The organism is Acidithiobacillus ferrooxidans ATCC 23270, assembly GCF_000021485.1.
Taxonomy (GTDB): domain Bacteria; phylum Pseudomonadota; class Gammaproteobacteria; order Acidithiobacillales; family Acidithiobacillaceae; genus Acidithiobacillus; species Acidithiobacillus ferrooxidans.
Window position 1 is genome coordinate 2797384 of record NC_011761.1, and the last position, 25585, is coordinate 2822968.

A 25585-nucleotide genomic window follows, 5' to 3' on the forward strand; every position below is an offset into this window, starting at 1 on the left:
ATCAGAGGGATCAGATTTGGCTAAGCAGATTTCTGGAGATGCAAGTTATTCGAGAACGCGCTTAGCAATAAATTTTTTGGGTTCCATGCGATTGGCGGTTAGTCTGCTGGTATTACTGGCCATCGCCTCTGTTATTGGTACAGTTCTCAACCAACAACAACCCTATGAGGATTACGTTTTAAAGTTTGGCTCATTCTGGTTTGCTGTTTTTCGTGACGTCGGTTTGTACAATGTTTACCGGACTAATTGGTACCTGGCGATTGTTGGTTTTCTCGTGCTGTCTACTAGCACATGTTTGATTCGTAATACACCGCGCATGCTGAGGGAAATGCGCGAGCCGGATTTGGCGGTTGGGTCTGGGTACGATCCGCGAGGGATGGTGAATAATACGGAAATGTTCTCGCCATTAGCCATCCAGTCCGCAAGTAACATGGTGGTAGCCGTTATGCGGGGGCGTGGATATCGACCGAAACTCCACGAAAGCAACGGTGGAGTGGTAGTTACTGGTCGTAAAGGGCGTTATAATCGACTTGGGTATATACTAACGCATGCGGCGATCATAGTATTTTGTGCGGCCGCGCTTTATAACGCCGATATTCCGGTGAAGCTGGATATGCTGACCGGCGCAGTACGACCGGAGAATAACTTTCATATTCCGCTGTCGGAAGTCAGCAAAAAGGCTTGGCTCTCGGATAATAATCCTGCATACCGTGGCACGGTTACTGTACCGGAAGGCCAGTCAACGCAAGTCGTCTATGAGTTGGTGGGGAATGGTTATCTGGTCCAACCACTTCCGTTCCGGATCATGTTGAAGCGGTTTCATGTCGCTTACTACTCTACGGGCATGCCCAAGGATTTTATTTCCAATATCGTTCTTTACAATAATGAAGGCAAGGTACTGAAAGAGGCTAATGTCCGAGTTAATCACCCACTTACCTATCATGGCGTTCAGATATTTCAGGCGAGCTTTGTCGACGGGGGATCCCTTCTGAAAATGAAACGCTACATGTTCAATGATCCGGGTGCGGGTGCGGTTGATGAGCAAGCGCGCGTCGGGCAATCAATAAAACTGCCCGGTACGACCTATATGTTAAAATTAAAAGGATTCTCCTTGGATAATGTTGTCCCTGCAGACGCCATAGAATCCCGGCCGGGCGCCGCACACAAACATATCAACCTCGGGCCGAGTTTTACATATATTGCGCAAAGTACATCGGCGTCTAGTGCCGAGTTCAAGACCTATATGCAGCCGATCACGAGAGATGGACAATCCTATTTTGTGCAAGGGGTTAGGACAGCGTTCGGTACTCCATACCAATATCTTTTTATCCCAACGGGACCAAATGGTTCCATTGGTTTATTTATGAAATACTTATCTGCGCTGCAAAAGCAGGCGGGCATGAATAGCGGTGAGAGCACTAAACGTTACGTTTTACATACATTTAAGGTGGTGATCAGCAAATATGCGCCATCTATGACGACGGAAGCCGAGGCACTATATTTTCAGTCCGCGATCAGCGCAATACTGCAGCTCAAAGCATACCCAGTACCCTTCGTGGTTACTCTTACCGGATTTGATCACCGATGGGCGGCTGGGCTGGAGGTTACGAAGTGGCCTGCCACTGTGGTTATTTATTGGGGTTGTGCTGTACTGGTTCTTGGCATATTTATACTGTTCTATCTGCCGCAGCGCCGGATGTCGGTTGCCTTGCGCGCATCGAACGATGGCACAGAGGTAATAATCGGTGGCGCGAGCAGCCGAAACCCGTACGAGTTCACCAAGGAGTTTGAAGGATTTGTTACCCGTCTCAAGAGTGCCCTGCAGAGTCAGGATGACAGGAAGGAGAATAATGATGGCTAGCTCACAAGCAGATGAGTCGCTCGCGCTTACGAAAATGGAAGCCGAGGGACATTGGGTGAATCGTATCAGCAAGCAGGACCTGCTGTGGTTCGCGGGGCTTACGGTTGCTGCTGGTGTTTTGGTGGACGTTTTTAACAGCCAGTTTTGGTTTTGGCAATATGTGGTTCTTGCTACCTGGTATGTCACGTTGGTTGCAGTCGGTATTCACTGGCGCGCCTTCCAGGTGGCATTCTTAACGGTGGTCAGCGCCGCTCTTCTGGGTGTTTGGTTGTATAGCATCGGCCAAACACCTGCTAACGATGTCATTTTATGTTACGTATTACAAGGCTATGCCGGTGTTATGTGGATGATCGGTTTTCTTTTGGCCGCCACCAGTGCTTATATTATCTACCTGTTTACCCTCTCGGAAAAAGTGGGGCGCTTGGCAACGGGGCTGACATGGGTCGGTGTTATTATGGGCTTCATCGGCCTTGGTGTCCGTTGGCGCGAAACCTATATCGGGCATCCTGATTGGGGACATGTTCCGGTGACCAATCTTTGGGAGGTGATGGTGGTATTTTGCGCAGCCACTGCCCTCTTTTACCTTTATTATGAGTCCCGCTTCAAATCCAGATCGCTAGGGGCTTTTGTCATGCCCTTGGTTGCGGCGGCTGCAGGGTTCCTTATCTGGCTGACCTTTGTCCAGCATATGGATCGTATAGCACCGATAATTCCTGCGCTACAAAGCTTCTGGATGAAATTGCACGTACCGATGATGTTTGTGGCATATGCCAACTTCACCATCGCCAGTCTGGTTGGTCTCGCTTATCTTCTCGGCGACCGCTCGCGTAGAAGTGGTGGCGGCGGCGTTCTCGCGCGGGCTCTTCCCAGCGGGGAGGTTATGGATAACATGATGTCCAAGGCAATTGCCTTGGGATTTCTGTTGTTTACGATCGCCACTATCCTCGGTGCTGTATGGGCCGCCAAGGCATGGGGCGGATTTTGGTCGTGGGATCCCAAGGAGACGTGGGCACTTATAGTTTGGTTGAATTATGCCGGATACCTTCATGCCCGTACAAGTAAAGGATGGCGGGGCAAGCAGATGGCGTGGTGGTCCTTTATGAGTCTGTGGGTTGTGACATTCTGCTTTCTGGGCGTCAACCTCTTTCTATCCGGGTTGCATTCTTACGGGAAGCTCTGATTGCCATTAGCGTTAAGGATATTTCGTGCGGGGCGACAAAAGTTGGTGGCGCCGGCAGGTAATGAAGGACGGAACGCATGGAAATGGAATTTGGCCGGCATGGTGGCGCTCCCTTTATCCTTCGGCGTATGATAAAACATGGATAGATGTCGGTCATTATCGGTATTGCAGGCGTGTGCATGAGATATCTGATGATTGTTGTTACAACCCTGGATATGGAAAAGAGCACAGCCATAGAGGCTGTTTTCAACCGGGCCAAAGCAGCCACGGCTGAGTACGATGTAGAAGTTATTTTGACTGGAGAATCTGGGGTTATTGCAACAACACATGCGGTAAAAAGCGGCATCGATGAAGAATATCTGCGTCTACTGTATGACTCTATGCGATCTGCAAAATCAGCCGGTGTGAAAATTAGTATTTGCGAACGATCTATAGAGTGGTGCAGTTTAAATAATGATGAGCTTATCCCGGAGATAGATGACGTCGTCAGCAGTCAATATATTATGGAGCGGGCCGCACCAGATACATATGTTGCTTATTTCTGAAGTTGGAATTGTGAAATAAAAGCGTTATGACGCAATTCTGCCTGTCGTTCATAAATGTTCATTGGGGGCGCACATGGCGGCGGTTATAAAGAGGGCATTCCGAGATGTAGAATAACAGGAATGTCGCCCCCCTCTGCCGGGGATGACCCATGATAGTCTGTAGTTGCTCTAATTATTATCAGGTGGTCGGGTATACTTTAACGGTCTTGTGCCCGCAAAAAGAGGGCGACCCAATGCAACTAATGCCTGAGGTGGTTTTTCGTGCTGCGCTGGCGTGAGAGTCTTTCCTGGCGCATGCCGACGAAACACACATGATGCCGCCCATCAGCAATACACGAATGAGCGTGGAATACTTTGGCGATGCTAAAGGCATAATTAATAGTCCTTTTATAAAAAGTGATGTTTATCAATGAGCCATCAGGCCATCCCCCCTTCAAAGGGCGCATAAGGCGGCGCTGGACTTTTGCGGTGTGGAAGCCCCGTCCTTCCCGTCCTTCCCGTCTTTCCCATTCTTGGGAGCGGCAGCCATAGGCTGAGGCGGGGAGGGCGTCCACGCTACCGTGGCAGTACTGCCAGTATCGAAGGCTACCACGCTGTTCCTGCCAGATTCCATGAATCTGTTATGCATTCAAGCCCACAAGGGAGAACGCGATTGTCAGATACTGTTCTCCTCGTAGTTATTTGGCGGAGGATAATATCTGCTTATTGTCCCGATGTTTGAATGCGCCGGATTCTCCTGCCCCTGTTTCAGCTCAACACCATTGGCCAGCCATATGCTGGCCGTAGGCGGCCCGACTCAAAGGCTAAGCGATCTATTTCATCTCATTCAAGCACCGGCTTGAGGCGCGTTGCTGGCTTCCCGCCTTGTCCACCCCGTTTGCGCTTTTGGTCATCCAGAAAGATTCTGGCATGGTTCATCAAAACCGCGTCGTCAGATTCCAGATAATCAAAAAAACAAGACCGTGGCCGATATTCTCACCGTTTGCGTACTTTTCGGAGAAATGGTTCCGTCAATACCGTTAGTGACGAATTTTCGAACGATGTCAACACCCGCTTCTGATATGTCCAGAACCCCGTCTGATCCACAATATTCGAGAAAGCGGCGCACTGTGTGTCCGTAGATGCGCATGGTGGCTGGTAAATACGGGTTTTGGAAGTTTTGACCTGCCATTCAGGTGACGAAACCGCTGCTGAGCCTGCCTATGTCGATCATACCCCCCAATTTCCCCCATCGCGACGCCCATGTAATTAGTATAATGTATATTATGCTAACCATGGTAACGCAGCTTGGTCCTTCATGCCAGTCCAGGCGTTGAAATATTATCTAACATTATGCGTCGTAGCGCTCGTCAAGTGGTTTTATACGAAACATCATCGTTTGATGGTTAACTTATGGATGGTCTCAATAATGACCAAGAATGTAGCAGGAATACTCGTTCGGCGGGTATCAACAGAGTATTTCGGGGATGATGCGGTTGATCGGATCCTAACCAGGCTTACAAAAGCTATGTTTCGTTGTGGCGGGGAGGAAATTGGACAGCGGCAACACGTGCGGCCACCAGGACGGCTAACAGCGCTGCGATGGCCAGAAGTTCGGTTGAATCCATGCGATGGGCGTAAAGGCCGATAAACATCTCACGCAAAACAAAAACGATGCCTACTTCGGCCAGTACCCGCAAGCGAAGGCGGTGAAACTCTAAATAATCTGTGAAGGTGCGGAAAAGCTCAATCAGGACGAAGGTTGAGAGAACATCGATGACGAGACCCTGCCCGAGGTCCTCAACGAGGCCGTGGATATGTGTGAGGCCTTGGACAACAGCCGCCTCGCGCAGAGTGCTCACTGCAACTGCAAAATCATAGGCCAAGCCAGCCAATGCACCCAGCAGAGTAAGCAGCATAACAAAGATCAGTGCTATGACAATGAGGTCCAGAAGCTTGCCATAAAAAGTCAGAGTCCTACCTCGAGCCCCCACTCCTATCTCTTGTGACATGATTCGATTCCTTTCTTGCTGTTCTGGCATGGGTTAGTCCGTAGTCGTGGTAGCTTGGTCCAGGCAGGGCCAAAAAACCAGCTTGTATCGATAACGTTTCAAGTATGCACCTGTTGTTATCAGCCGGCAAGATTGGTCCCATTACCGTGCCTGAAGGCCAACTATTGTCGTTCCACTGACATTCAACCGCGCCACGTTTCTGTAATAAGAACCAATCATATAATGTAAATATATTTAATGATCAGGGGAAGTAAAAAGTCATGATAACCTAGGTGTGTTATGTTCCATGGGTGATATTCGTTAACCAATGGTTATGCTTCTGTTTGGTTTTACGTATGATATATTGCATTATATTTAGTAGAATAAGTTATTATATAGGTTGTCTCGTGGTAGAGTCGTGCGGTCCGAAGATATTGGCAACGCACCATAGCATGATTATCTTTCTATAAAATAATATTGCGATTATCGATTACTACAAACGTCAAACAATACGCTATAATCATTCTGTCCGAGTAATCCACATTGGCAATCTCTTGCCGAGGAGCCGCCATATATTTGGCAGAGTGAGGTTTTCATGTCGGGGTTATATATCATCTGTTTGAGCGGGGTGAGAGAGAAGTTGCAGTTTGCGGCGATGGCGGCGTCGGTTGCGGCGGTTTCTGGGTCGGAGGTGCATGTTTTCCTGTCCATGAATGCCTTTCCCTATTTTGTGAAAGGACACGGCAAGGAGGCTCCGGCGGAAGGTGAGATGGGGCATTGGATGGCCGGACGCAAGGTGCCGCCATTCTACCAGATCTTTGAGCAGGCCGTGGAGCTGGGCGATGCCAAAATCTGGGCCTGCTCCATGGCCATGGACGTGATGGGGATCAAGGCGGATGCGTTGGAAGACATCGTCGCCGGGCCTTTGGGCCTGACCAGGTTCCTCAGCGACGCCGAAGGCGCGCAGGTCCTGACTTTTTAAAATCGCCGCGCCGGCGCGGCGCGCGCAAGCATAGGAGTGGTAGATGAGTGAAAGAATCGTAGATGCCCGCGGCAGTTTTTGCCCCGGGCCGCTGATGGAGCTGATTTCCAGCATGAAGATGATGAGTGTCGGCGACACCCTGGAACTGTTGTCCACCGACGCCGGTTCCGCTGCGGATGTACCGGAGTGGATCCAAAAGGTCGGTCACGAAATGCTGGATACCCGACAGGATGATGCGGGCACCTGGCACATCCGGGTGCGCAAGACCAAGTAGCACGACGTCCAACCAGTACACAGACCAACAAGGAGTGACACCATGAGAATTCTCGTCGTCGGTGGGGGTATGGGGGGCACCATTTTCGCCAATCATCTGGCCCGCCGTATCCACCATGAAATGAAAACCGGCAAGGCGCGCATCACCATGCTCTCGGCCAGCCACGAACACGTCTATCAGCCCGGCTGGCTTTATGTGGCCATGGGCCGGACGACCCCGGATGAACTGGTCCGCGAACAGCAGGGCCTGCTGGAGCCCGGTATCGAGTTTCATGTCGATCCCGTGGAGGAGTTTCATCTGGCTGACAATCATGTCCAGTGCAAGAGCGGCAAGGTCCATGAGTATGATGTCATCGTCATTTCCACCGGCTCCCGTCCCATGCCAGAAAACATCCCCGGCCTCAAGGAGAACTCCATCAACTGTTATACCGCGGAGAATGCGGTGGAGTTCTTCCGGCAACTCTCGGACTTCAAGGGGGGGCGCATCGTCGTCACCGTCGGTCTGCCGCACAAGTGTCCGATGATCCCGCTGGAAATCACCTTCGCCATGCACGATTTCATTCAGGATCGTGGCCTGCTGGACAAGACCGAGTTCTACTACACCTATCCCATCGGTCGGGTGCACAGCCTGGAGAATGTGGCGAAGTGGGCGGCACCGGAATTCGACCGGATGGGCATCCAGTACGAGACCCTGTTCAACATGAAGGAAGTCGATGGCAAAAATGCCCAGGTCCTCAGTGAGGAGGGGGGTGCCGTCAAGTATGACCTGTTGGTGGCGGTGCCGCCGCACAAGGGTCAGGAAGTCATCGAGAAGAATGGCCTCGGGGAGAATGGCTGGATTCCTACCAACCGCACGTCCCTGCACATGGAAGGGGAATACGGCAAGAATGTCATCATCCTGGGGGATACCACCAACCTGCCGATCAGCAAGGCCGGCTCCACCACGCATTTCGAGGCAGAGGTTGCCGCCGAGAATGTCGCGGCGGTGATCAAGATCGGGCGGCCGGTACGCAGTTATGATGGCAAGGTCTTCTGCTTCATAGAAGCGGGCAAGGATCGCGCCACGTATGCCATGTTTGATTACCAGCATCCTCCGCAGCCCAAGGCCCCGACCGGTGCGGTCCATGCCTTCAAGATGGCCTACAACCAGCTCTATTGGGCCAGTGCCCGCGGCTTGCTCTAAGGGAGGTGATCTATGACGGCTGTTATGGCGGAAACCTCCCACGAGGAGGAGCTGGCCAAGGCCCGGGAGGCCCTGGGGCATCTGGTGGAAAACGGGGATCTGGAGCGTATCGTGCATCTGGCGCGTCTGGTCGGTGCCGCGCAGGATTCCATGAGCGACGAAATGGTCGGACGGATGGCGGGTCTGGCCAGCGACGGCCTCGACCTGCTGGACCGGGTCCATCGCAGTCAGGTCGTCCATGCCCTGCCCGCCATCTCCGCGCTGGTGGAGAATGGGGATCTGGAGCGTATCGTGCACCTGGCGCGTCTGGTCGGTGCCGCGCAGGATTCCATGAGCGACGAAATCGTGACGCGCTTGGCGGGCATGGCCAGCAAGGCCCTGTGCCTGCTCGACCAGGCTACCCGCACCGGCGTCATGGAACGGATGGTGACGGTGGCGGAAAAGATGGATCAGGAGCATATCCTGACCGATTTCCTCCGCTGCCTGGCCGGGGCTACGGAAGAAGCGGCCCATGCCCCCCCTCCCAAAGGCGGCCTCACCGGACTCTGGGAACTGATAAAACAACCGGAAACCCAGCAAACCATCCAGTTCCTCATGCTCCTCGGCAAACACTTCCGATCCTGCCGACTCAAACACTGAGGCTCGGATGTTTTCCGCGCTGGCAGAGCTGGACGCCATGCCCGATTGTGGCCGGGTTTTCCTTCCGGTGTTGGGTAGAGGCGATGGAGTGGTCTCGTTTTCAGGGGTTACGAGCCGAGGTGCGATATGTGCAGGCATCACTTGATCATTGCGACATGGATGGTCGCAATGCTGTGGTTATCCGGATGTGCTGTAAGTCAACGAGAAAAGCCGCTGACGATTGGAACAACGTATACTGCTGCAGTATCCATGGCCATGCTTAAATTCAAGGTGTTGTCCTACAAAGGTGATGGTTGGTATGACGTTCAACTGATCGGTAGCAACATGGAGCCTTTTACCACCACTGAACCCGCGCTGATAAATTCCCATGCCCTTTCTATCCTGCAACCCAGCAAGGGCAATTAACCCTCCATAACCCCTGCAGGATGCTTGCGGGGTGTCCTTTCCGGAAGCCCCCTCCTTGTTGGAGGGGGGCCAGTGCGGCCGTACCATGAAGACCGACCGGGGTGACGATGGCGGGACATTTTGTTGACCGCACATGGTCGAAGTGGTGTATCTTCCATGATCCGGGCGCGGGGGCGATCGGATGTGATCATCGTGCCGACTTGGTCATTCGTGTCCACGGATCGGCCATGCCGCCATCTGGTGTGACTTCGAGGCTGCTGATGCCATTTGTTTCCATGCTATACGGGGAGTGATCTGATGACCATGCAGGACTGGGTATTGATGTACATTGCACTGGCTTTTGTGGCCGCCAACCTGCCGTGGTTGAGCAATCGCCTGTTCTTCTTTCGCAAGGTGGCTGGCGGTAAGGTATTGCGGCAGCACCTGTTCGAATGGCTGGTAATGTATCTTGTTGTCGGGATTATCGGCATGGGTATAGAGGACGGTCTGAATGGTCATCTCCATGCGCAGGGCTGGGAGTTTTATGTAGTTACTTTGTGTATGTTTGCTGTTTTTGCCATTCCGGGATTTATCTGGCGCTTCAATCTTTTGCCAATATTGCGCAGATCCTGAGTCGTTTCCTGCTGGTGTCTGAAGCACTGTTTTTGCGGAAAATCCCCACGCAGAGAAAATTCTGTCGTTCGAGACTCGCCCATTGCGTCCGCTTGTGCATTCCGGATGGTGAGGTATAGAAGGCTATCGGCAGTGCCTGGACTGTTGGGGTCCGGGTGCACTGTCGCATCTGCAGCGCAGACGCAACGATGCCTTTGCCCGTTCGTCGGATATCAATCATCCAAACCAATAAGCATATAGATATAATATATCGGTCTTTCAGCTTTTGTACGCCGTCGATTAGTCTTTGTCCCTGATGTTCGCCGAGCCGGTGCGATGAATCATGGTGACAATCGATAAGATGGTGCTGCAATGGAATTGATCCGACAATCAGACTTTCTACTGGACCCGCGAAAGCAGGAGGACCTGCGACGTTTCGCGGAGGGCATGACTCGCGAACAATTGCTGTGGTCCAGCGGCTATTTGACGGGTTTTGGGGAAAGTGCGCCTGCCTCAAAAATACAAGAAGACATTGGAGAAAAGATCACCATACTGTTTGGCACGGAAACCGGTAATGCCAAGCGGTTGGCGGAACTTTTGGCGGCCAGGGCCCAGGCGATGGGTGTGCAAACCAGCATTCAGGACATGTTGACGTATGGTCGTGCACAATTGCGCCGGGATCGCGTCATCGTGCTTATTGTCAGTACGCATGGGGATGGTGAGCCACCAGACAGTGCCCGCATGCTTTTGGCTTCACTGACCGATGGGCCGGTTCCGGATCTGCACGGCAGCCGCTTTGCCATATTGGCATTGGGTGATGCCAGTTATCCAAAGTTTTGCCAGGCGGGAAAAGCGTTCGATATTGCCCTCGCTTCCGCCGGCGCCGAGCGCCTTCTCCCCCGAGTCGATTGTGACGTCGATTACGAAAGGGATGCCATGTATTGGATGGAGCAGGTCCTGGGGGCACTCACCACCGGCAAGTCCTCTCCGGCAGTACCGTTTCCGGCTCCCGTTCCGAAACAGGGATACTCGAGCCATGCCACTTTCCCCGCCGTTCTGCTGGGCAAGGTGAATCTCTCCGGCCGCGGGTCGGACAGGGAAGTCTGGCATCTCGAACTGGACCTCGACGGATCTGGCCTTCACTATGCACCAGGCGATATCGTGTCCGTTGCTCCGAGCAATCCGCCCCAACTCGTAGAGGAGCTACTCGACCGGCTCGAACTGGACCACAAGGCCTCCGTACGGACCAGACAGGGTGAAATGCCGCTGGTGGAGGCCCTCGCCGCGCACTATGAAATCACCAGAATCACATGGCCCTTTCTGGAGCGTTACGCGCGCCTGAGTGACGCGAAGGCTTTGCAAAGCGCGATTGCCGGGCGAGATGTCAACGGCCTCGACACTTGGACAGACGGCCGGGAAGTCATCGACATCGTCGGGCAATACCCCGTCAAGGGGCTTAGTGCGCAATCCTTCGCCGACTGCCTGCGGCCCTTGCCGCCGCGGCGGTATTCCATCGCCTCCAGCCTTCTCGCCGTTCCGGGCGAGGTCCACCTGACGGTCGCCGCCATCCGCTACAGCAGCCACGGACGGGAGCGTCTGGGGGTTGCCTCGACATTTCTGGCGGATCGTGTCGCCATCGGCCGGCCTGTACCCATATTTATCGAACCCAATGCCGAATTCCGGCTACCCGAAGATTCCGGACAGGCGATGATCATGATCGGGGCCGGAACCGGGGTGGCCCCCTTTCGTTCCTTCCTGCAGGAACGGGAGGCGCTGGGTGCTGCCGGAAATAACTGGCTTTTCTTCGGGGACCGTCACTTCAGCACCGATTTTCTATACCAGCGGGAGTGGCTGCGCTGGCTCAGGGATGGGCGCCTCACCCGACTCGACGTTGCCTTCTCCCGCGACCAGGAACGCAAGATATACGTCCAGGACCGTTTGCGGGAGCGTGCCGGTGACGTATTCGCATGGCTTGAAGAAGGTGCCGCCGTGTATGTTTGCGGGGCCGAAGCGATGGGCAGGGCGGTACATCAATCCCTGGTGGATATCGTTCAGTCGGCCGGGCGCACGCAGGTTCAGGCCGAGGAATATATTCTGGAATTGAAACAGACGGGGAGATATCACCGAGATGTCTATTAATGACAAAGCACTTTCCGATGTGGAACGGATCAAGGCAGAGAGCCAGGGGCTGCGCGGTACGTTGCGGGAGAGTCTGCACAATCCCGTCACCGGTGCACTGGCGGAAGATGACGTTCAGGTCATCAAGTTCCACGGCATTTACCAGCAGGACTATCGCGACCTGCGGGCGGAACGCCACCAGCAGAAACTGGAGCCCCTGTATCAATTCATGGCCCGGCTGCGCCTGCCGGGCGGCGTATTGAGCGGAGCGCAATGGCTGGCGTTGGGCGACATCGCCCGCACCTACGGCAACGCCAGCCTGCGTATCACCAGCAGACAGAGCATACAATTTCACGGACTGCTCAAGCCGCATCTCAGGCCGGTGCTGCAAGCCCTCGACCGGGCACTGCTCGATACGGTCAGCGCCTGCGGCGACGTCAACCGCAACGTCATCGCCAGTTCCGCCCCTCAGATCTCCGCCTTTCATGCCGAGGCATACGGTTGGGCGCAGAAAATTGCCGAGCACCTGCTGCCGCAGAGCCACGCCTATCATGAAATCTGGTTGGGCGGCCAACAGATAACCGCACCGGAGGAGGATCTCCTGTACGGGTCTACTTATCTGCCCCGCAAGTTCAAGATTGCCATCGCTGTGCCGCCGCACAACGACGTCGACGTGCTCACGCAGGATCTTGGGTTCATCGCCATACACGAGGAGGGGCGACTGGCGGGATTCAATGTTTGCGTTGGGGGAGGCCTTGGTCGCAGCCACAACAAACCCGATACCTACTCGAGGCTGGCGGATGTCTGCGGATTTTGCGCCCCCGGGCAGGTGTTGGCCATAGCCGAAGCCGTGCTCATTACCCAGCGTGACCACGGAGACCGAAGCAATCGAAGCCACGCCCGCCTCAAATACACGGTAGACCGTATGGGTTTGGATCGCTTCATGGAAGAGGTGCAGCAACGCACCGGATTTTCGCTGGCCCCGCCGCGCCCGTTTCACTTCGAGACTTCGGGAGACCGGTTCGGCTGGCTCGAAAATGATGACGGAACAGCCTGCCTTACCCTCTTCATACCCGGTGGCCGGGTTGCCGATGGTGATATTCCGCTCCTCAGCGGGCTGGATGCACTCGCACGCCTGCACCATGGCGAGATCCGGCTGACCTGCAATCAGAACCTGCTGATCGCCGGCATTTCCCCCGCGGAACGCCCGGTTGTCGAAACCGTGCTTGCTGAATACGGGCTTAACCGATTGCTGAATCTCGCCCCGGTCCGTGCCCACGCGATGGCATGTGTGGCGCTGCCCACCTGCCCCCTGGCGATGGCCGAGGCCGAGCGCTATTTGCCGGTTTTTCTGGATCGCATCGAGGCGTTGCTTGCCGAGGTCGGTCTGGAAGGAGAAGCGTTGACGGTGCGTATGACCGGATGCCCCAACGGGTGCGCCCGGCCTTATCTCGCGGAGATCGGCCTGGTCGGCAAAGCGCCAGGCCTTTACGATCTTTATCTGGGCGGCGATCGGACCGGCATGCGCCTGAACGCACTTTACCGGGAGGCATTGGATGAAGAAGCTCTGCTGGATGCCCTGCGCCCCCTGTTGAAGCGCTTTGCCGGCCAGCGCTGGGCCGGCGAGACATTCGGGGACTTTGTGCGGCGACAGGATTTATTACCGCCGGATCCCGGCCTTCCGCATACAGGGAGACGGTGAGAAATCCATGAGTGTAGGAACCAGGATACAGGATGTGCTCCTCCTTTTCGGGGAATTGCGCAACGCGCCATACGCACCGGCGGTTTTTGCCACCAGCTTCGGGGCGGAAGATATGGTGCTCACGGACCTGATTGCGAAACATGCGCCCTGGATAGAGATATTCACCCTCGATACCGGTCGTTTACCGGAGGAAACCTACCGGCTGATGCAGGAAACCCGGGGGCACTACCACCTCCCCATCCAGGTGTATTTCCCGGAATACGGGACAGTGGAGCGCTATGTCCGGGAACACGGGCCCAACGCCTTTTATGAAAGCCAGGAATTGCGCAAAGCCTGTTGCCATATGCGTAAGGTCGAACCCCTGCAGCGGGCATTGCGGGGTAAAGGGGCCTGGGTGACCGGAATGCGCCGGGAGCAGGCGCTTTCGCGGCAAGACCTCGCCATCCGGGAATGGGATGCGGCTCACGAGCTGCCCAAGTTTAATCCCTTGGCTGATTGGCATGGCGAAGAAGTCTGGGACTATATCCGTCATTTTGAGGTGCCTCACAGTCGTCTTCATGATCAGGGTTACCCCAGCATCGGCTGTGCCCCCTGCACGCGCGCCATCTCCCCCGGCCAGGATATCCGCGCGGGTCGTTGGTGGTGGGAGAATCCGGCCACCAGAGAGTGCGGCCTGCATGTCATTGACGGCAAACTGGTCCGCGCCAAGCCAGTAACACCACAAAAAACTTCAGGACAAATATGATGCATACTACAGCCGAAAAACATGTTCTCGATGCCGCTAGCAATCACCATCTGGACTGGCTGGAATCAGAAGCGATCCACATCATGCGCGAGGTTGCGGCCGAATGCGCCAAACCGGCGCTGCTGTTTTCCGGCGGCAAGGATTCGCTGGTGCTGCTGCGCATCGCCGAGAAGGCCTTCCGCCCCGGCAAGTTCCCGTTTCCGCTGGTACATATCGATACTGGCCACAATTTCGCTGAGGTCATCGAATTCCGCGACCGACGCATTGCTGAACTGGGCGAGCAACTGATCGTGCGTTCCGTCGAGGAGTCGATCAGGCGGGGCACCGTGCGCCTGCGTAATCCCGCAAGCGATTCGCGTAATGCGGCGCAGGCCGTCACACTGTTGGAGGCCATTGCCGAATTTCAGTTTGATGCCTGCATCGGCGGCGCCCGTCGCGATGAAGAGAAGGCTCGCGCCAAAGAGCGGATTTTTTCATTCCGCGATGAGTTCGGGCAGTGGGATCCGAAGGCGCAGCGCCCAGAACTCTGGGATTTATATAATACCCGCATTCATCCTGGCGAAAATATGCGCGTGTTCCCGATCTCCAACTGGACCGAACTAGACGTTTGGCAATACATCGCCCGCGAAAAACTGGCGCTACCTTCGATTTATTTTGCCCATGAGCGCCAGGTCATTCCGCGTAACGGCTTTCTGGTGCCGCTGACCACGCTGACACCGGCCAAGGAAGGCGAGGTAATCAAGACCCAGGTCGTGCGTTTCCGTACGGTTGGCGATATCTCATGCACCTGCCCGGTGGCATCGGATGCCGCTACCATCGAGGCCATCATCGCCGAGACCGCCATGACCAAAATCACCGAACGCGGTGCAACCCGGATGGATGACCGGACATCGGAAGCATCGATGGAACAACGCAAGAAGGCAGGATATTTCTGATGAGCGCGACCATTCCCAAACAATTTTTTCAGGAACTGACGAGAGAGCGCGGCTTGCTGCGCTTCATTACTGCCGGTTCGGTGGATGATGGCAAGAGCACGCTGATCGGCCGTCTGCTGTTCGACAGCAAGGGCATTTTTGCCGACCAGTTGGACGCGATATCCCACGCCAGGCACCGTCGCACCATCGGCGACGCGATCGACTTGTCGCTGCTGACGGATGGCCTGGAAGCCGAGCGCGAGCAGGGCATCACCATCGACGTCGCTTACCGCTACTTCGCTACGCCCCGGCGCAAGTTCATCATCGCCGATACCCCGGGTCATGAACAGTACACGCGCAACATGGTTACCGGAGCATCCACCGCTGACGCCGTCGTCATCCTGATCGATGTCTCGAAAGTGAAGATGGGCGAGGATGGCAGCGTGGAATTACTGGTGCAAACCAAGCGCCATTCGACCATCGCCCACCTGTTGCAGATCGAACATGTCGTGGTCGCGGTCAACAAGATGGATCTGGTGCATTACGACCAGGCGGTGTATGACCGTATCGTTCAGGCGTACCGGGAATTCGCGCAACGGCTGGGCCTGAAGGATATCCGCACGATTCCATTGTCCGCCCTGGCGGGCGACAATGTGGTCACTGCGGGCGACAGGATGCCCTGGTATCAGGGGCCAACACTGATCGAACTGCTCGAATCCCTGAGCGTCTATGACGCATGCCATGACGAACCGCTGCGTTTTCCGGTACAACTGGTGGCGCGCCACAACGGCCACGAAGCCAAGGACTTCCGCGGTTATATGGGCCGCATCGAAGCCGGGAAAGTCCGCAGGGGTGACCGGTTGGTGGTGCAACCAGGAGGACCGGCGGCGACCGTGAAAGACATTCTGATACTCGATCAATCGCTGGAATCGGCCGTCGTCGGCCAATCGGTAACGCTGTTGCTGCAGGAACACCTGGATATTTCGCGTGGCGACATGCTCGCGTCCGCCGATCGTCCGGCCAGCCTGCTCAAAACCGTCACCGCCGACGTCTGCTGGTTGTCGGAGGATCCGCTTGATCTGCGTCGCAAGTACTGGCTGAAACACACGACCCGGCAAGTCACGGCGCGCGTCATAGAAATCAATGCGTTGCTCGATATCAACACGCAACAGAAGCGTCCGGCCGATGCCTTGCGGCTGAATGACATCGCCAGCGTCACGCTGAATGTGCAGCAGCCGCTCGCCGCTGATGCATATGACGCCATTCGCGCGACCGGAGCGTTTATTTTGATCGACGAAGTGACACATCAAACCGTTGCGGCCGGGATGATCCGTCTCGACGATTCCGGGGTGAGGAATGTATCCGAACGTTAAAACTACTGGTCTCCGGAGTATGAGGCCTGGGCTGGAGCGGCTGCACGCACAAGACGCCGGATCAACCGGCCAACGGCGGCTGCTGATCGCCGGAGGGCCCCACCTGTGAGCAGAGAAGGCTATGGTAATAGCGGGAAAGTCTGGATTGTCGGGGCAGGTCCGGGTGACCCCGACCTGCTGACCCTGAAGGCGGCCGCCCTTGTGGGTACGGCCGATATCATCTTTCATGACGCCCTGGTCAATCCACGCATTCTGGACATGGCACGGTCGGACACCAAATTGGTGGATGTAGGCAAACGGGGCGGCAGGCCCTCTGCTTCTCAGGTGAGCATCCAGACGCGGATGATCCACGCTGCGCGGCAAGGTATGCGTGTAGTGCGCCTCAAGGGGGGCGACCCGTTTATTTTTGGACGCGGTGGTGAGGAGTGTATGGCACTGTGGACGGCCGACATCGACTACGAAATAGTGCCCGGCATCACCAGCGGCCTTGCGGCGGCAGCCTGTGCCGCCGTACCGCTGACGTACCGCAGCATCAGCCAATCCGTCCTGTTCGTAACAGGGCACGAAGCGGCGAATACCTCACCAGTGGACTGGCATCGTATCGCAAACGCAGCCGATACCCTGGTCATCCATATGGGGATAGCCCGCATACTGGAGATTCAGAACGCCTTGATCGCCGGTGGACGGCACCCGGATACGCCGGTGCTGGCCATGCAATGGGCAACTTTGCCGCAGCAGCGCCATGTGTACGCCAGGTTAAACGATCTGACCGATGCCATTCACGAAGCAGATCTGGGTAGCCCGGCAATCCTTATTGTGGGTGAGGCGGTACGCTTGTCGCAACAGTTATCACACGGAATAAATCCCGCTTCTGATGACCCCTTTGGCCAAAGATGGTGGTATTTATCCGCAGTTGGCAGTGCATGACCAAGGAAGCCCATTTGCTGCTCGCGCATGGGTCCCGTGATCCGGAATGGCGCCTTCCGTTTGAGATCCTGGCGGCCGACTTGAAGGCAATCCATCCGGAACGCCCTATCCGACTATGCTACTTGGAACTGTGGCACCCCATGCTGACCGACGCCATTCAGGAGGAATATGGCCGCGGTATCAGAAATTTCAGAATATCCCCTCTGTTCTGGAGCCGGGGGCGTCATCTCCGGGAAGACCTCCCGCGTCTGGTTGATGCGGTGATGATCCCCGGTATGCACATCCGTATAGACGGGCCATTGGGACTCAATGAAGAGGTATTGCGGGCAGCATTGACTGCTCTGACCTGATGTTTTATTACGGGAACCAGGAGCATCCAATGAGCAGAAAAGAAACTGTAGTTCATATTTTCAAGGACGGTGAGCGCAATATTACGGCATGCAGGCTGGACGATTCCGAGAATATATCCTTAAACTTTTGCTTGCCCGATATACAACTCACCCCATTGCATTTGCTCAACATGGCTCTTGGCCGATGCCTCGTGGAACTCACGTTACGGTTTCTGGAACGACGGGACTTAAGGGCAACCTGCCTGATGAGCATCTGCACAGCTGTAAAAACCACTGGCGCGGTGCGGATTGATGAGATCAATATTACATTGACATTACCATTGCAATTATCACCTGATGATGAAGTGATCCTGATCAGGATGCTACACCAATGTCCGATACATGCAGCTATCACCGGAAGCGTTTCCATCACCTTACAGATAGGTGATGACCGCGAAGCCCTTTCACGCTATGAGCAGAATCCATTATTCCAAACGTCTGCCAACATATTGCACGCCCATACGGTTAGCGACAACGCTAATGATATCCGGATATAGCGCCATAAATTCGTCACATCATGAGTTGGTGTGGCCTGACGCTGACCGGTGGTCGTGCTGTGCGTTGAATAATGAATGCTCACCGCCAAACATCATTGCTATTCCTACCGTGAGCATGGCGGGCAGAAGTACACCATAGCTCCCGGTCATTTCGGTGATCATGACGATAGTAGACAAGGGCGCGTTGGCCGCTACGGAAAAGACCGCCATCATGCCGACCACCACAAACATGGCAATGGGTATATTGAGGTTAGGGGAAACCACCTTCGCAAAATGCCAGAACAAGGCGCCCGAGAGCCCACCGATAACCACCGTTGGGCTAAAGGCCCCGCCAGATGCCCCGGATCCGGCAATCAGGGACATGGCCAGAATGACACAAATTATACCAAGCGTTAATTCGGATACTCCAGGGGAGATTTTGTGGTCCATGATCAACTGCAACCAGCCATAGCCGTTGCCTATGGCATAAGAAGATAACAAACCAATGCAGCCGGCCAGGACACCGCCTATCAGGGCAGTGACATAGATCGGCTGCTTCAGCTTCTTGAACAAATCAGAAATATAATAAAACACCCACAACAGAAAGCGGGCAATCAGACCGGAAAAAATACCAAAAATGGAAAACCACAGAATATATCTCAACTCAAAGTTGTGTACCGGCAGAACACCTATGCGGAACAGCGGCGAAAATCCTACCTTGGTGGCTACCACCAGGTAAGCTGCAGCCGATGCGGCAAACGCGGGAATGATCGTTTCGATATCGAAATCGTGCTTGAAAAATATTTCACTACTAGCAATTGCCCCCGCGAGAGGCGCCTTAAACATGGCTCCCAGCCCGGCGCCGACCCCTATAGCCAAAGCTTCGCGCACTTCATGGGGTTTTTGCCGGAGCAGCTTGGCAATGAACACGCCGACGCTGCCGCCCACCATGCTTACCGCGCCCTCGCGGCCAGAAGGCCCGCCGGAGCCAAGAACCATAGCTGAAGTAAAAAGCGTGGTAAATGCCTCCTTTAAAGTGAGGGATTCAGGGTTCTCATGGTAAGCGCGAATCGCTTTGTTGGCACCAAGACTCCCCGGATTTTTAATCATAAAATAGGACAGCACCCCGGAAATGAACGCAGCCATTCCTTCGACAAGAGGAATCATGAAAGGATAGCCCGGGGCGGAGGTGTAGCGCGACTCGACCCCCCCGCCAAAACCGGACGAACGCGGGGGAGTGAAATGTGCAACGACACCCAAAGACAATCTCGTAAAAAAATCCATTATATCAATAAAAACTAAAGATAATACCCCAACAATGATTCCGATAATAACAGGGGTAATAAAGTATCGCGCCTTGTTTTTACCTTTTGCAGGCGGTTCAAGTATATTTTTCCAGCTATGTTGGGGTGCCTGTTCATCAGTAGATTCGATATGGTTCACGACAAACCTTTCATTTTCCATGGCTTATTCCGTGGGTAATCTATAACCTGACCGGTCGCCCTGTCCGATTTCAGCAGGGGGCCCGTTATCAGCCCGGGTGTTCGCCCAGCAGTCTTTACCGAGGCGGTAATGTTAGCGCATGAAGTGTCACCGCTTGTATACTAAAAAGCAACAGACCTCTCCTCAATGCCGGATGAGGCACGCCGCTCGCACCCTTGGCAGACGCTTCGCTGGCAAAACGCTCTTCGAGAATGTTTTTGCCAGCGCTTGGGCGAGGCTTGCCGTCACCGCGCTCAATTTGTTACCGACATGTCCCTGCGTATGCCTGCTGGAGGGCTGGCAACCTGTGGCACCTGAAATTCAGCGAAACTTAAATCTACATAGAGATCATGACTCACTAAATGCAGGGCAAAGCGTGACTATGTATCTTTCACTGACCACCCACATAGTGAATTATATCATTTAGCCACTATATTATGATTTGGTATGAAGACTTTTTGCGATGGTTTCTCCTGTCTCTGCATCTGCACCGGGCTCGAGCGCCTTAGTTACTGGTCCGCCCGTTGTTGGCGATTCCGAACGTTCTTCTTCCTTCATCGCCTGCCGGAAACTTTTTATGGCGGAGCCTAGATCACCTCCTATATTCTTTATTTTTGATGTCCCGAAAAGCGCCATAACGATCAACAACAAAATAATCAAATGTGGAAGACTGAATATATCCATGGTCATATCCTCACTGGTTGACTCATGCCCTTACTCTGATCTGTCCAGCCCGGCAACACCTCCACTAATAGTGCCAACATTAAATTTTATTAACATGTCATGCCTGGCCGACCGTATGCACTAAATTCACCAACCAATGATCATGATATACTAATCCTGGCAGGTTGAACAAGGTTGATGACCGTGAGTCGGCGGGCGCCGGATGCGGCACCGTGACAGTGGCGTTCTCGGGCATGCAGGTGCCGGGGAGTGGTCTCAACGGGGAAAACGTGACATCCTCCTGTTTGGGAGGCTACGAACAGCTTATGATACCTTCAGGATCACCACGCTTAGACTAGGCATGTGGGCGTTTTTATCACGAGCGCCTTTGTGGAACTTTTCCATTGAATATGGGGAGATGCTGGATATCTAATATCACTTATGGAGTGATCTGTGCATGCGCTGCGGCCTGATCCAATACCTCTGGTCCATAGCCCGCAGAATATGGAATTGGTCGTTCACTCCTGGCGCCAGAGAGTTGCGCGACTTGACGGCTTATGGGGTTGCCGGTGCGGTGCTCTGTGGTAGTGCTGCCTATCTGATATTATCCCATGATACCCTGGACATACTCGCAGCGGCAGCGAATGGTCTTCTTTGGGGCATTATCATTGGTTTGAAACTATGACCAGACATAAACTCACGAACCATGACGACGATGAGTCTTTGCAAAATGACGTCATACCAGTTAGCGGCCCTGCCGTCCTTTAAGAAACCACCCTGGCCTGCGAAAAAATTGGACCAGCCTGGCAAAGAAAACGCGTGCGGCCACAACAAAAGGCGGGATGCGGGTCACCCTGGCAAGAAAATGACCGAAGATGACCATCCCCACCGCGGGCACGAGAAAGAACACAATGATCCCCCATACGAGCCACGTCGGAACGGTTTGATTGTTGGCCTGCGCGACCTGTTCCACCGGTGACGGCGGTTCCCATTCTTTATTTTCACTGATGGGCGCTGTATCCATCCGGGCAGGTAATGAACCGTGCATACCGGTGAGCTTTTCCGCGCGCATCGCCTTGACGATGGCGACATTCTCAAAATCCATGTAAGTGGTGGTTATCGGCCACCCTCGCCAGACCTTGACTTCCATGCCACCGCCCTCTTTCCAGCGTGCTATGACTGGCCCATGGTTGATGTCGCCGGTTATACTGCTTGGCCGTCCATACTTATACGTGACCATGGTGATAATGTTTTGGACCTGCCTGGTGTCCCCGAAGCTGGGGAATTTATACTCGGCAAGCGCAAACCGGTTATGTCTGTCATACTCCACAGAAAACATACTTGCGCCTTGCAGTTGTGGCAACTGCCCGTTTATCCGGTAGGTGTCGGACCATTGCTGGGGGCCGTTCGGAATAGGGGGAAGGCCTGCTTTCTCTAAAGCAGGCGTCAGCGTCGTGCGCGTCGCGTCCTGTAGAGGAACACCAAAAAGCAAAAGAGGCGCAGCCGTCGCGCTTCCGAGCCAAGCCCATAGCGATATGGCCACAATAAAACGCATCCTGATCACCTGCTCACCCTCCCCTACTATGGATATACCCTACTGTACATACTCCGCATGATGTCCATTGCTGCTTCACTGCGTTCAACAAGCGGGATGACGATAATCGCCCAGATTCCATACTGGCGCAGAGTCGGGGCAGATGCACTAATCAGTGGCGCTAATGTAGTAAGAAACCAGCGCATCATCTTCCACCCTCTCTGCTGGCAATGTCAGAGCTATTCTCTGACAGCACCATTATGAACAGCATTTGTCCCCCCGCCAAGATGTGGGGCCGACTTCGACCGCTTTACGACCTCCCCAGGACCACCACGGATATCACGAGCACCGCCATGAGCTTCGTCGTTTTGCGCTCAGGCGCGGTCCATGATCTTGTGTGATCTGGTAATGGCGAAAGGTCTGATGGCCGCAATCTATAAGGGTTTACTGTATAATTTGATCATCAACAAGACCGCACAGCGGTATTGTATCACCACGACGTATCGGCGGTTATTTTCGGTGCCGGGCAGGCCCCACCACAGAGGGTTTTAGCAACAACCATACACGCGGTTATACGACACTCATGGTTTGCCATCCTGAGCCCTCCTCTTTGTCGATCATTTTTCTGGCGACCGCGTCCAACGTTGAAGGGCAGGGTTTGGTATTGGCCTTTGCATATACGCATTACCTACCACGGCAGTATGAGTAATTGCCCAACATTTGTTGGAATGTAGTGCATCTCTGGGTGAACGCACCTCGGAAAACGCCGCGATCCTCTTTACGTTGAAAATTTTCCTATTATACTAAAATTGGTAGAGTTAGTTTTATACTTACCATCCAAGGAATAATAGATGATGTTATAATCACGCTACAGGTGAACAAGGAGGCATCATGAAACTCACATCACGCCATTTCGCTATCACCTTACTCGCCGGCACCATCGGTTTGATAAGCAGCACCGCCGCTTGGGCCTATGAGGGTCAGCAGTATGCTCAGGAGGCACGCATCAGCCCAGACAAGGCGGAGACCATCGCCATGAACGCCAGTAGGCCCTGCGGATTTCGACTAAGCAAGGGCTTTTTTCATCCTCTGCAAGCAAAGACCATCGCCAAACAGACCTGCCCCCCGAACACTGCCAAAGTCACCGGTATGAAGTTGGAAAAAGCCCCCGGCGGTAGTGGCCTGCGTTATGTTGTCGACGTTAGCCGCGAAGACCTGATGTACACTATCTCCATTGATGCAAAAACAGAGAAACTCTTGGAGATGGTGATTCTGCCGGGCGGTTCCAAGCCCTGAATGGCCACCAGACAAAGTCGCCAAATCCGTCCCCGCAAATCTGCATATAGTGGCGCGGAGTGACGAAGGCATCCCGCCAGCGCCGTGCAACATGCATGTGCAGCGCTGGCGACCTTGGCTTAGGCTGCGCTCATGGGTTTCCACAGCCACTCACAAAACCCGCAGCAACAGGCACGTTAGCCGTGCGAGAACACCAACAAACCTACCGTCTCCAGCGTTTGGCCAGCGGTAAGCGTCCTGTATGAATGTCCTCGGTTTTGCAAGATGTCATAATTTTGGAGAAGAGGTCGACTGCACACATGTATCCGGCCTGTTTGTAGATATTGTTCTGGCCCCTACGGGTAATCCGCATATCTGTTCCTCATCAAAGCAACGGCCTGTACCTCGACCAAGACGCTTCCCAGGTTTCCCAGATATCGGTTCGACCAATTCGCCATCTTCACGTTATCACGCATATGAATTCCCCCGTACGTTGCCAGACGTCGACTGTTTTACTCGTGATGGCAGGAATCGTTACTAAAGGCCCTCAGATTCCATCTGGAGCTTGGATATACCTATCCCGTCACGCTGCTCCCAAGTTCGAACTTCGACCGGCACGCACCATCCGATGCTTGGATTGGGTCAGGTATGTCGGATAACCGACGGTGTAATCACGGCAACCTCGCCAGAGAACACCGCACCGGAAAGCTTACTTTCTGATCGCCATGTTTGTAACTAATAATATTATATTGTTCGCATGTATTGTTGTTCCGTGTTTTTAACGGCCGCTGAATTTGATGTCCCGCTCTACGACCTGGACAGATTTGTAACTGTGTGATAACACCTGATATGATGAGGTTTCATATAGCTGGGTTAGTTCGTTCCCCTGTGGAGCACTTGGCTTTGCTGGAGGCAGCGCTATGCTGCATGAGTCGGGCCCTATTGCGCCGTCACCTGGTCTATAGGTCATTTATAACCTGATGTGCAGGGATGTTTCGCGACATTGTTTACTTACTTTCGGTATCTTTTATAAAGATCCATAACCCGTCACCTATGGTGTATTTTTAATATGCATTCCACTAACCACGCCATGTCTCATGGCGCCTTGAACCTCCAGCGCGTTTTGCTGCTACGCGGAATGGCTGTCATCGGCCAATGCATGGCCATAGCCGTGGTTACGATCATTCTCAAATGGCACATACCCATATGGCATTTGGCGGCGGTAGTCGCCATAGAAATACTCCTGACAATGGCCACCACTGTTCGCCTTACTTTCCAGTGGCCTATCAGCAACCATGAGTTCTTTGCGCAGATCCTGGCCGATGTTGCCATTCTGGTGGCCCTCCTATATTTTTCCGGGGGCCCTACCAATCCATTTATCGCCTTACTGTTGTTACCATTAGTTATTACCGTTGCCACCCTTCCAAAAATATACGGGTGGTCAATGGCGGCGATAACCGTATTGTGCTATTCAGGATTGATGGCTTCTTATGTACCGCTACCACTACATGCTCTTGCCACATACGAAATGAAGTTGCACATATGGGGGATGTGGTTTGAATTTATTATAATTGCCGGCGCTATCAGCTATTTCGTCAAACGCATGAGCGACAGCCTGCAGGAACGGGATCAGGCTATCGCCCATGCGCGCGAAGAAAAACTGATGATGGATCGCGTTGTTGACCTAGGTGCTTTGGCGGCCGGTGTTGCTCATGAGCTGGGGACGCCTCTCGCCACTATGACGATAATAACCAAGGACCTGCAGCAGGACTATAAAGAAACCCAGAATCTTTCGGAAAGTCTGGGTATTTTGTATGAACAGCTGCAGCGGTGTAAACGCATTCTCAGCACAATGTCTGCTTCCGCTGGCCAGTTGCAGGCATCGAGCGGTTGCCAGCTACGCATCGAAGAATACCTCAATGATATCATTACCAAATGGGGCGATGCTCGTCCGGGTATTCACGTCGAATTTCGTTCAGATGGCTCCGGATCGACTGCAAAAATTGTTGCGGAGCATACCTTGACTCAGGCGCTAACCAACATTTTCAATAACGCCGCCGACGAATCGCCTGATTATGTAGAAATAGATGTACACTGTAGCGATCACGATGTCGTCATTGATGTCTGCGATCTTGGTCGCGGGGTCACTCCGGAGATAGCCAGGGATGTGGGACAACCTTTTGTCTCTAAAAAAGAAGATGGTCTTGGTCTTGGGCTTTTTTTAGCGACTACCATTATAAACCGTTTGGGTGGGAGCGTCTCCCTGTTCAGCCGGAGAGAGGGAGGATCCTGTACCCGTGTGGTATTTCCCCTGACCTCATTACTGATAAGTACCAACAACTAATGACCGTAAGAACT

23 protein-coding genes are annotated in these 25585 nt (G+C 53.9%); 19 read left to right on the forward strand and 4 right to left on the reverse strand.

Annotated elements, in window-relative coordinates:
- The first annotated feature begins 16 nt into the window (after positions 1–16).
- The 3 genes from AFE_RS14260 to AFE_RS14270 all read left to right on the forward strand — a co-directional run bounded on the left by AFE_RS14260 (position 17) and on the right by AFE_RS14270 (position 3586).
- Complete coding sequence (locus tag AFE_RS14260) at positions 17–1861, forward strand: cytochrome c biogenesis protein ResB (protein ID WP_012537600.1); 1845 nt, start codon at positions 17–19, stop codon at positions 1859–1861.
- Positions 1854–3041: a c-type cytochrome biogenesis protein CcsB gene (gene ccsB / locus AFE_RS14265; RefSeq protein ID WP_009566490.1), complete on the forward strand. Its 1188-nt coding sequence runs from the start codon at positions 1854–1856 to the stop codon at positions 3039–3041. The genes AFE_RS14260 and ccsB overlap by 8 nt, the downstream gene beginning before the upstream one ends.
- A gap of 146 nt (positions 3042–3187) precedes the next feature.
- Positions 3188–3586: a hypothetical protein gene (locus AFE_RS14270; RefSeq protein ID WP_009566491.1), complete on the forward strand. Its 399-nt coding sequence runs from the start codon at positions 3188–3190 to the stop codon at positions 3584–3586.
- Positions 3587–5091: 1505 nt separating this feature from the next.
- On the opposite strand, the gene AFE_RS14275 is transcribed toward AFE_RS14270, so the two are convergent.
- The gene (locus AFE_RS14275; protein WP_012537602.1) at positions 5092–5577 is read right to left on the reverse strand and encodes a phosphate-starvation-inducible PsiE family protein; all 486 of its coding nucleotides are present in this window, start codon (positions 5575–5577) and stop codon (positions 5092–5094) included.
- A gap of 574 nt (positions 5578–6151) precedes the next feature.
- Here AFE_RS14275 and AFE_RS14280 point away from each other — a divergent pair.
- The 14 genes from AFE_RS14280 to AFE_RS14345 all read left to right on the forward strand — a co-directional run bounded on the left by AFE_RS14280 (position 6152) and on the right by AFE_RS14345 (position 18294).
- Positions 6152–6538, forward strand: coding sequence for a DsrE/DsrF/DrsH-like family protein (locus AFE_RS14280; RefSeq protein ID WP_012537283.1), 387 nt, complete (start codon positions 6152–6154; stop codon positions 6536–6538).
- Positions 6539–6581: 43 nt separating this feature from the next.
- Positions 6582–6812, forward strand: coding sequence for a sulfurtransferase TusA family protein (locus AFE_RS14285; protein ID WP_009566820.1), 231 nt, complete (start codon positions 6582–6584; stop codon positions 6810–6812).
- 42 nt (positions 6813–6854) lie between these two features.
- Entirely contained in the window at positions 6855–7994 is a 1140-nt protein-coding gene (locus AFE_RS14290) for an NAD(P)/FAD-dependent oxidoreductase (protein ID WP_009566821.1), read from the forward strand.
- Between the two features lie 12 nt (positions 7995–8006).
- Positions 8007–8633 carry a hypothetical protein gene (locus AFE_RS14295; RefSeq protein ID WP_012537284.1) on the forward strand — a complete coding sequence of 209 codons (627 nt, stop codon included), beginning with the start codon at positions 8007–8009 and terminating at the stop codon, positions 8631–8633.
- A 141-nt stretch (positions 8634–8774) separates the two neighbouring features.
- Positions 8775–9038 carry a hypothetical protein gene (locus AFE_RS14300; RefSeq protein ID WP_225981880.1) on the forward strand — a complete coding sequence of 88 codons (264 nt, stop codon included), beginning with the start codon at positions 8775–8777 and terminating at the stop codon, positions 9036–9038.
- A 297-nt stretch (positions 9039–9335) separates the two neighbouring features.
- On the forward strand, positions 9336–9650 hold the full coding sequence (locus AFE_RS14305; protein WP_012537604.1) for a DUF2818 family protein: 315 nt from the start codon (positions 9336–9338) through the stop codon (positions 9648–9650).
- 351 nt (positions 9651–10001) lie between these two features.
- Positions 10002–11768 (forward strand): diflavin oxidoreductase, encoded by a 1767-nt coding sequence (locus tag AFE_RS14310; protein ID WP_012537605.1) that lies wholly within the window; start codon positions 10002–10004, stop codon positions 11766–11768.
- Entirely contained in the window at positions 11758–13449 is a 1692-nt protein-coding gene (locus AFE_RS14315) for an NADPH-dependent assimilatory sulfite reductase hemoprotein subunit (protein ID WP_009566801.1), read from the forward strand. Before AFE_RS14310 ends, AFE_RS14315 begins: the two co-directional genes overlap by 11 nt.
- Positions 13450–13456: 7 nt before the next feature.
- Positions 13457–14194: a phosphoadenylyl-sulfate reductase gene (locus AFE_RS14320; protein ID WP_012537606.1), complete on the forward strand. Its 738-nt coding sequence runs from the start codon at positions 13457–13459 to the stop codon at positions 14192–14194.
- Positions 14194–15129, forward strand: coding sequence for a sulfate adenylyltransferase subunit CysD (cysD, locus tag AFE_RS14325; protein ID WP_041646660.1), 936 nt, complete (start codon positions 14194–14196; stop codon positions 15127–15129). The genes AFE_RS14320 and cysD overlap by 1 nt, the downstream gene beginning before the upstream one ends.
- The gene (locus AFE_RS14330) at positions 15129–16481 is read left to right on the forward strand and encodes a sulfate adenylyltransferase subunit 1 (RefSeq protein WP_012537608.1); all 1353 of its coding nucleotides are present in this window, start codon (positions 15129–15131) and stop codon (positions 16479–16481) included. Before cysD ends, AFE_RS14330 begins: the two co-directional genes overlap by 1 nt.
- 105 nt (positions 16482–16586) lie before the next feature.
- On the forward strand, positions 16587–17408 hold the full coding sequence (gene cobA / locus AFE_RS14335) for a uroporphyrinogen-III C-methyltransferase (RefSeq protein WP_009567513.1): 822 nt from the start codon (positions 16587–16589) through the stop codon (positions 17406–17408).
- Positions 17405–17758, forward strand: a complete 354-nt coding sequence (locus tag AFE_RS14340; protein ID WP_009567512.1) for a sirohydrochlorin chelatase — start codon at positions 17405–17407, stop codon at positions 17756–17758. The genes cobA and AFE_RS14340 overlap by 4 nt, the downstream gene beginning before the upstream one ends.
- Positions 17759–17787: 29 nt before the next feature.
- Positions 17788–18294 carry a hypothetical protein gene (locus AFE_RS14345; RefSeq protein WP_009567511.1) on the forward strand — a complete coding sequence of 169 codons (507 nt, stop codon included), beginning with the start codon at positions 17788–17790 and terminating at the stop codon, positions 18292–18294.
- Positions 18295–18312: 18 nt separating this feature from the next.
- On the opposite strand, the gene AFE_RS14350 is transcribed toward AFE_RS14345, so the two are convergent.
- The 3 genes from AFE_RS14350 to AFE_RS14365 all read right to left on the reverse strand — a co-directional run bounded on the left by AFE_RS14350 (position 18313) and on the right by AFE_RS14365 (position 21973).
- Positions 18313–19737: a chloride channel protein gene (locus AFE_RS14350; protein ID WP_012537609.1), complete on the reverse strand. Its 1425-nt coding sequence runs from the start codon at positions 19735–19737 to the stop codon at positions 18313–18315.
- 453 nt (positions 19738–20190) lie between these two features.
- Positions 20191–20439 (reverse strand): twin-arginine translocase TatA/TatE family subunit, encoded by a 249-nt coding sequence (gene tatA / locus AFE_RS14355; protein WP_012537610.1) that lies wholly within the window; start codon positions 20437–20439, stop codon positions 20191–20193.
- Between the two features lie 724 nt (positions 20440–21163).
- A complete protein-coding gene (locus AFE_RS14365; protein WP_012537611.1) occupies positions 21164–21973 on the reverse strand; it encodes a hypothetical protein in 810 nt (269 codons plus the stop codon).
- 870 nt (positions 21974–22843) lie between these two features.
- Here AFE_RS14365 and AFE_RS14370 point away from each other — a divergent pair.
- A complete protein-coding gene (locus tag AFE_RS14370) occupies positions 22844–23248 on the forward strand; it encodes a PepSY domain-containing protein (protein ID WP_012537613.1) in 405 nt (134 codons plus the stop codon).
- Positions 23249–24296: 1048 nt separating this feature from the next.
- The gene (locus tag AFE_RS14375; protein WP_012537615.1) at positions 24297–25571 is read left to right on the forward strand and encodes an ATP-binding protein; all 1275 of its coding nucleotides are present in this window, start codon (positions 24297–24299) and stop codon (positions 25569–25571) included.
- Positions 25572–25585: the final 14 nt, after the last annotated feature.

Excerpts from the sequence above, each read along its gene's own strand:
- ccsB (WP_009566490.1), top strand. The coding sequence starts at position 1,854 with ATGGCTAGCTCACAAGCAGATGAGTCGCTCGCGCTTACGAAAATGGAA.
- AFE_RS14270 (WP_009566491.1), top strand. The coding sequence starts at position 3,188 with ATGTCGGTCATTATCGGTATTGCAGGCGTGTGCATGAGATATCTGATG.
- AFE_RS14275 (WP_012537602.1), bottom strand. The coding sequence starts at position 5,577 with ATGTCACAAGAGATAGGAGTGGGGGCTCGAGGTAGGACTCTGACTTTT.
- AFE_RS14280 (WP_012537283.1), top strand. The coding sequence starts at position 6,152 with ATGTCGGGGTTATATATCATCTGTTTGAGCGGGGTGAGAGAGAAGTTG.
- AFE_RS14285 (WP_009566820.1), top strand. The coding sequence starts at position 6,582 with ATGAGTGAAAGAATCGTAGATGCCCGCGGCAGTTTTTGCCCCGGGCCG.
- AFE_RS14290 (WP_009566821.1), top strand. The coding sequence starts at position 6,855 with ATGAGAATTCTCGTCGTCGGTGGGGGTATGGGGGGCACCATTTTCGCC.
- AFE_RS14295 (WP_012537284.1), top strand. The coding sequence starts at position 8,007 with ATGACGGCTGTTATGGCGGAAACCTCCCACGAGGAGGAGCTGGCCAAG.
- AFE_RS14305 (WP_012537604.1), top strand. The coding sequence starts at position 9,336 with ATGACCATGCAGGACTGGGTATTGATGTACATTGCACTGGCTTTTGTG.
- AFE_RS14310 (WP_012537605.1), top strand. The coding sequence starts at position 10,002 with ATGGAATTGATCCGACAATCAGACTTTCTACTGGACCCGCGAAAGCAG.
- AFE_RS14315 (WP_009566801.1), top strand. The coding sequence starts at position 11,758 with ATGTCTATTAATGACAAAGCACTTTCCGATGTGGAACGGATCAAGGCA.
- AFE_RS14320 (WP_012537606.1), top strand. The coding sequence starts at position 13,457 with ATGAGTGTAGGAACCAGGATACAGGATGTGCTCCTCCTTTTCGGGGAA.
- cysD (WP_041646660.1), top strand. The coding sequence starts at position 14,194 with ATGCATACTACAGCCGAAAAACATGTTCTCGATGCCGCTAGCAATCAC.
- AFE_RS14330 (WP_012537608.1), top strand. The coding sequence starts at position 15,129 with ATGAGCGCGACCATTCCCAAACAATTTTTTCAGGAACTGACGAGAGAG.
- AFE_RS14340 (WP_009567512.1), top strand. The coding sequence starts at position 17,405 with ATGACCAAGGAAGCCCATTTGCTGCTCGCGCATGGGTCCCGTGATCCG.
- AFE_RS14345 (WP_009567511.1), top strand. The coding sequence starts at position 17,788 with ATGAGCAGAAAAGAAACTGTAGTTCATATTTTCAAGGACGGTGAGCGC.
- AFE_RS14350 (WP_012537609.1), bottom strand. The coding sequence starts at position 19,737 with ATGGAAAATGAAAGGTTTGTCGTGAACCATATCGAATCTACTGATGAA.
- tatA (WP_012537610.1), bottom strand. The coding sequence starts at position 20,439 with ATGGATATATTCAGTCTTCCACATTTGATTATTTTGTTGTTGATCGTT.
- AFE_RS14365 (WP_012537611.1), bottom strand. The coding sequence starts at position 21,973 with ATGCGTTTTATTGTGGCCATATCGCTATGGGCTTGGCTCGGAAGCGCG.
- AFE_RS14370 (WP_012537613.1), top strand. The coding sequence starts at position 22,844 with ATGAAACTCACATCACGCCATTTCGCTATCACCTTACTCGCCGGCACC.
- AFE_RS14375 (WP_012537615.1), top strand. The coding sequence starts at position 24,297 with ATGCATTCCACTAACCACGCCATGTCTCATGGCGCCTTGAACCTCCAG.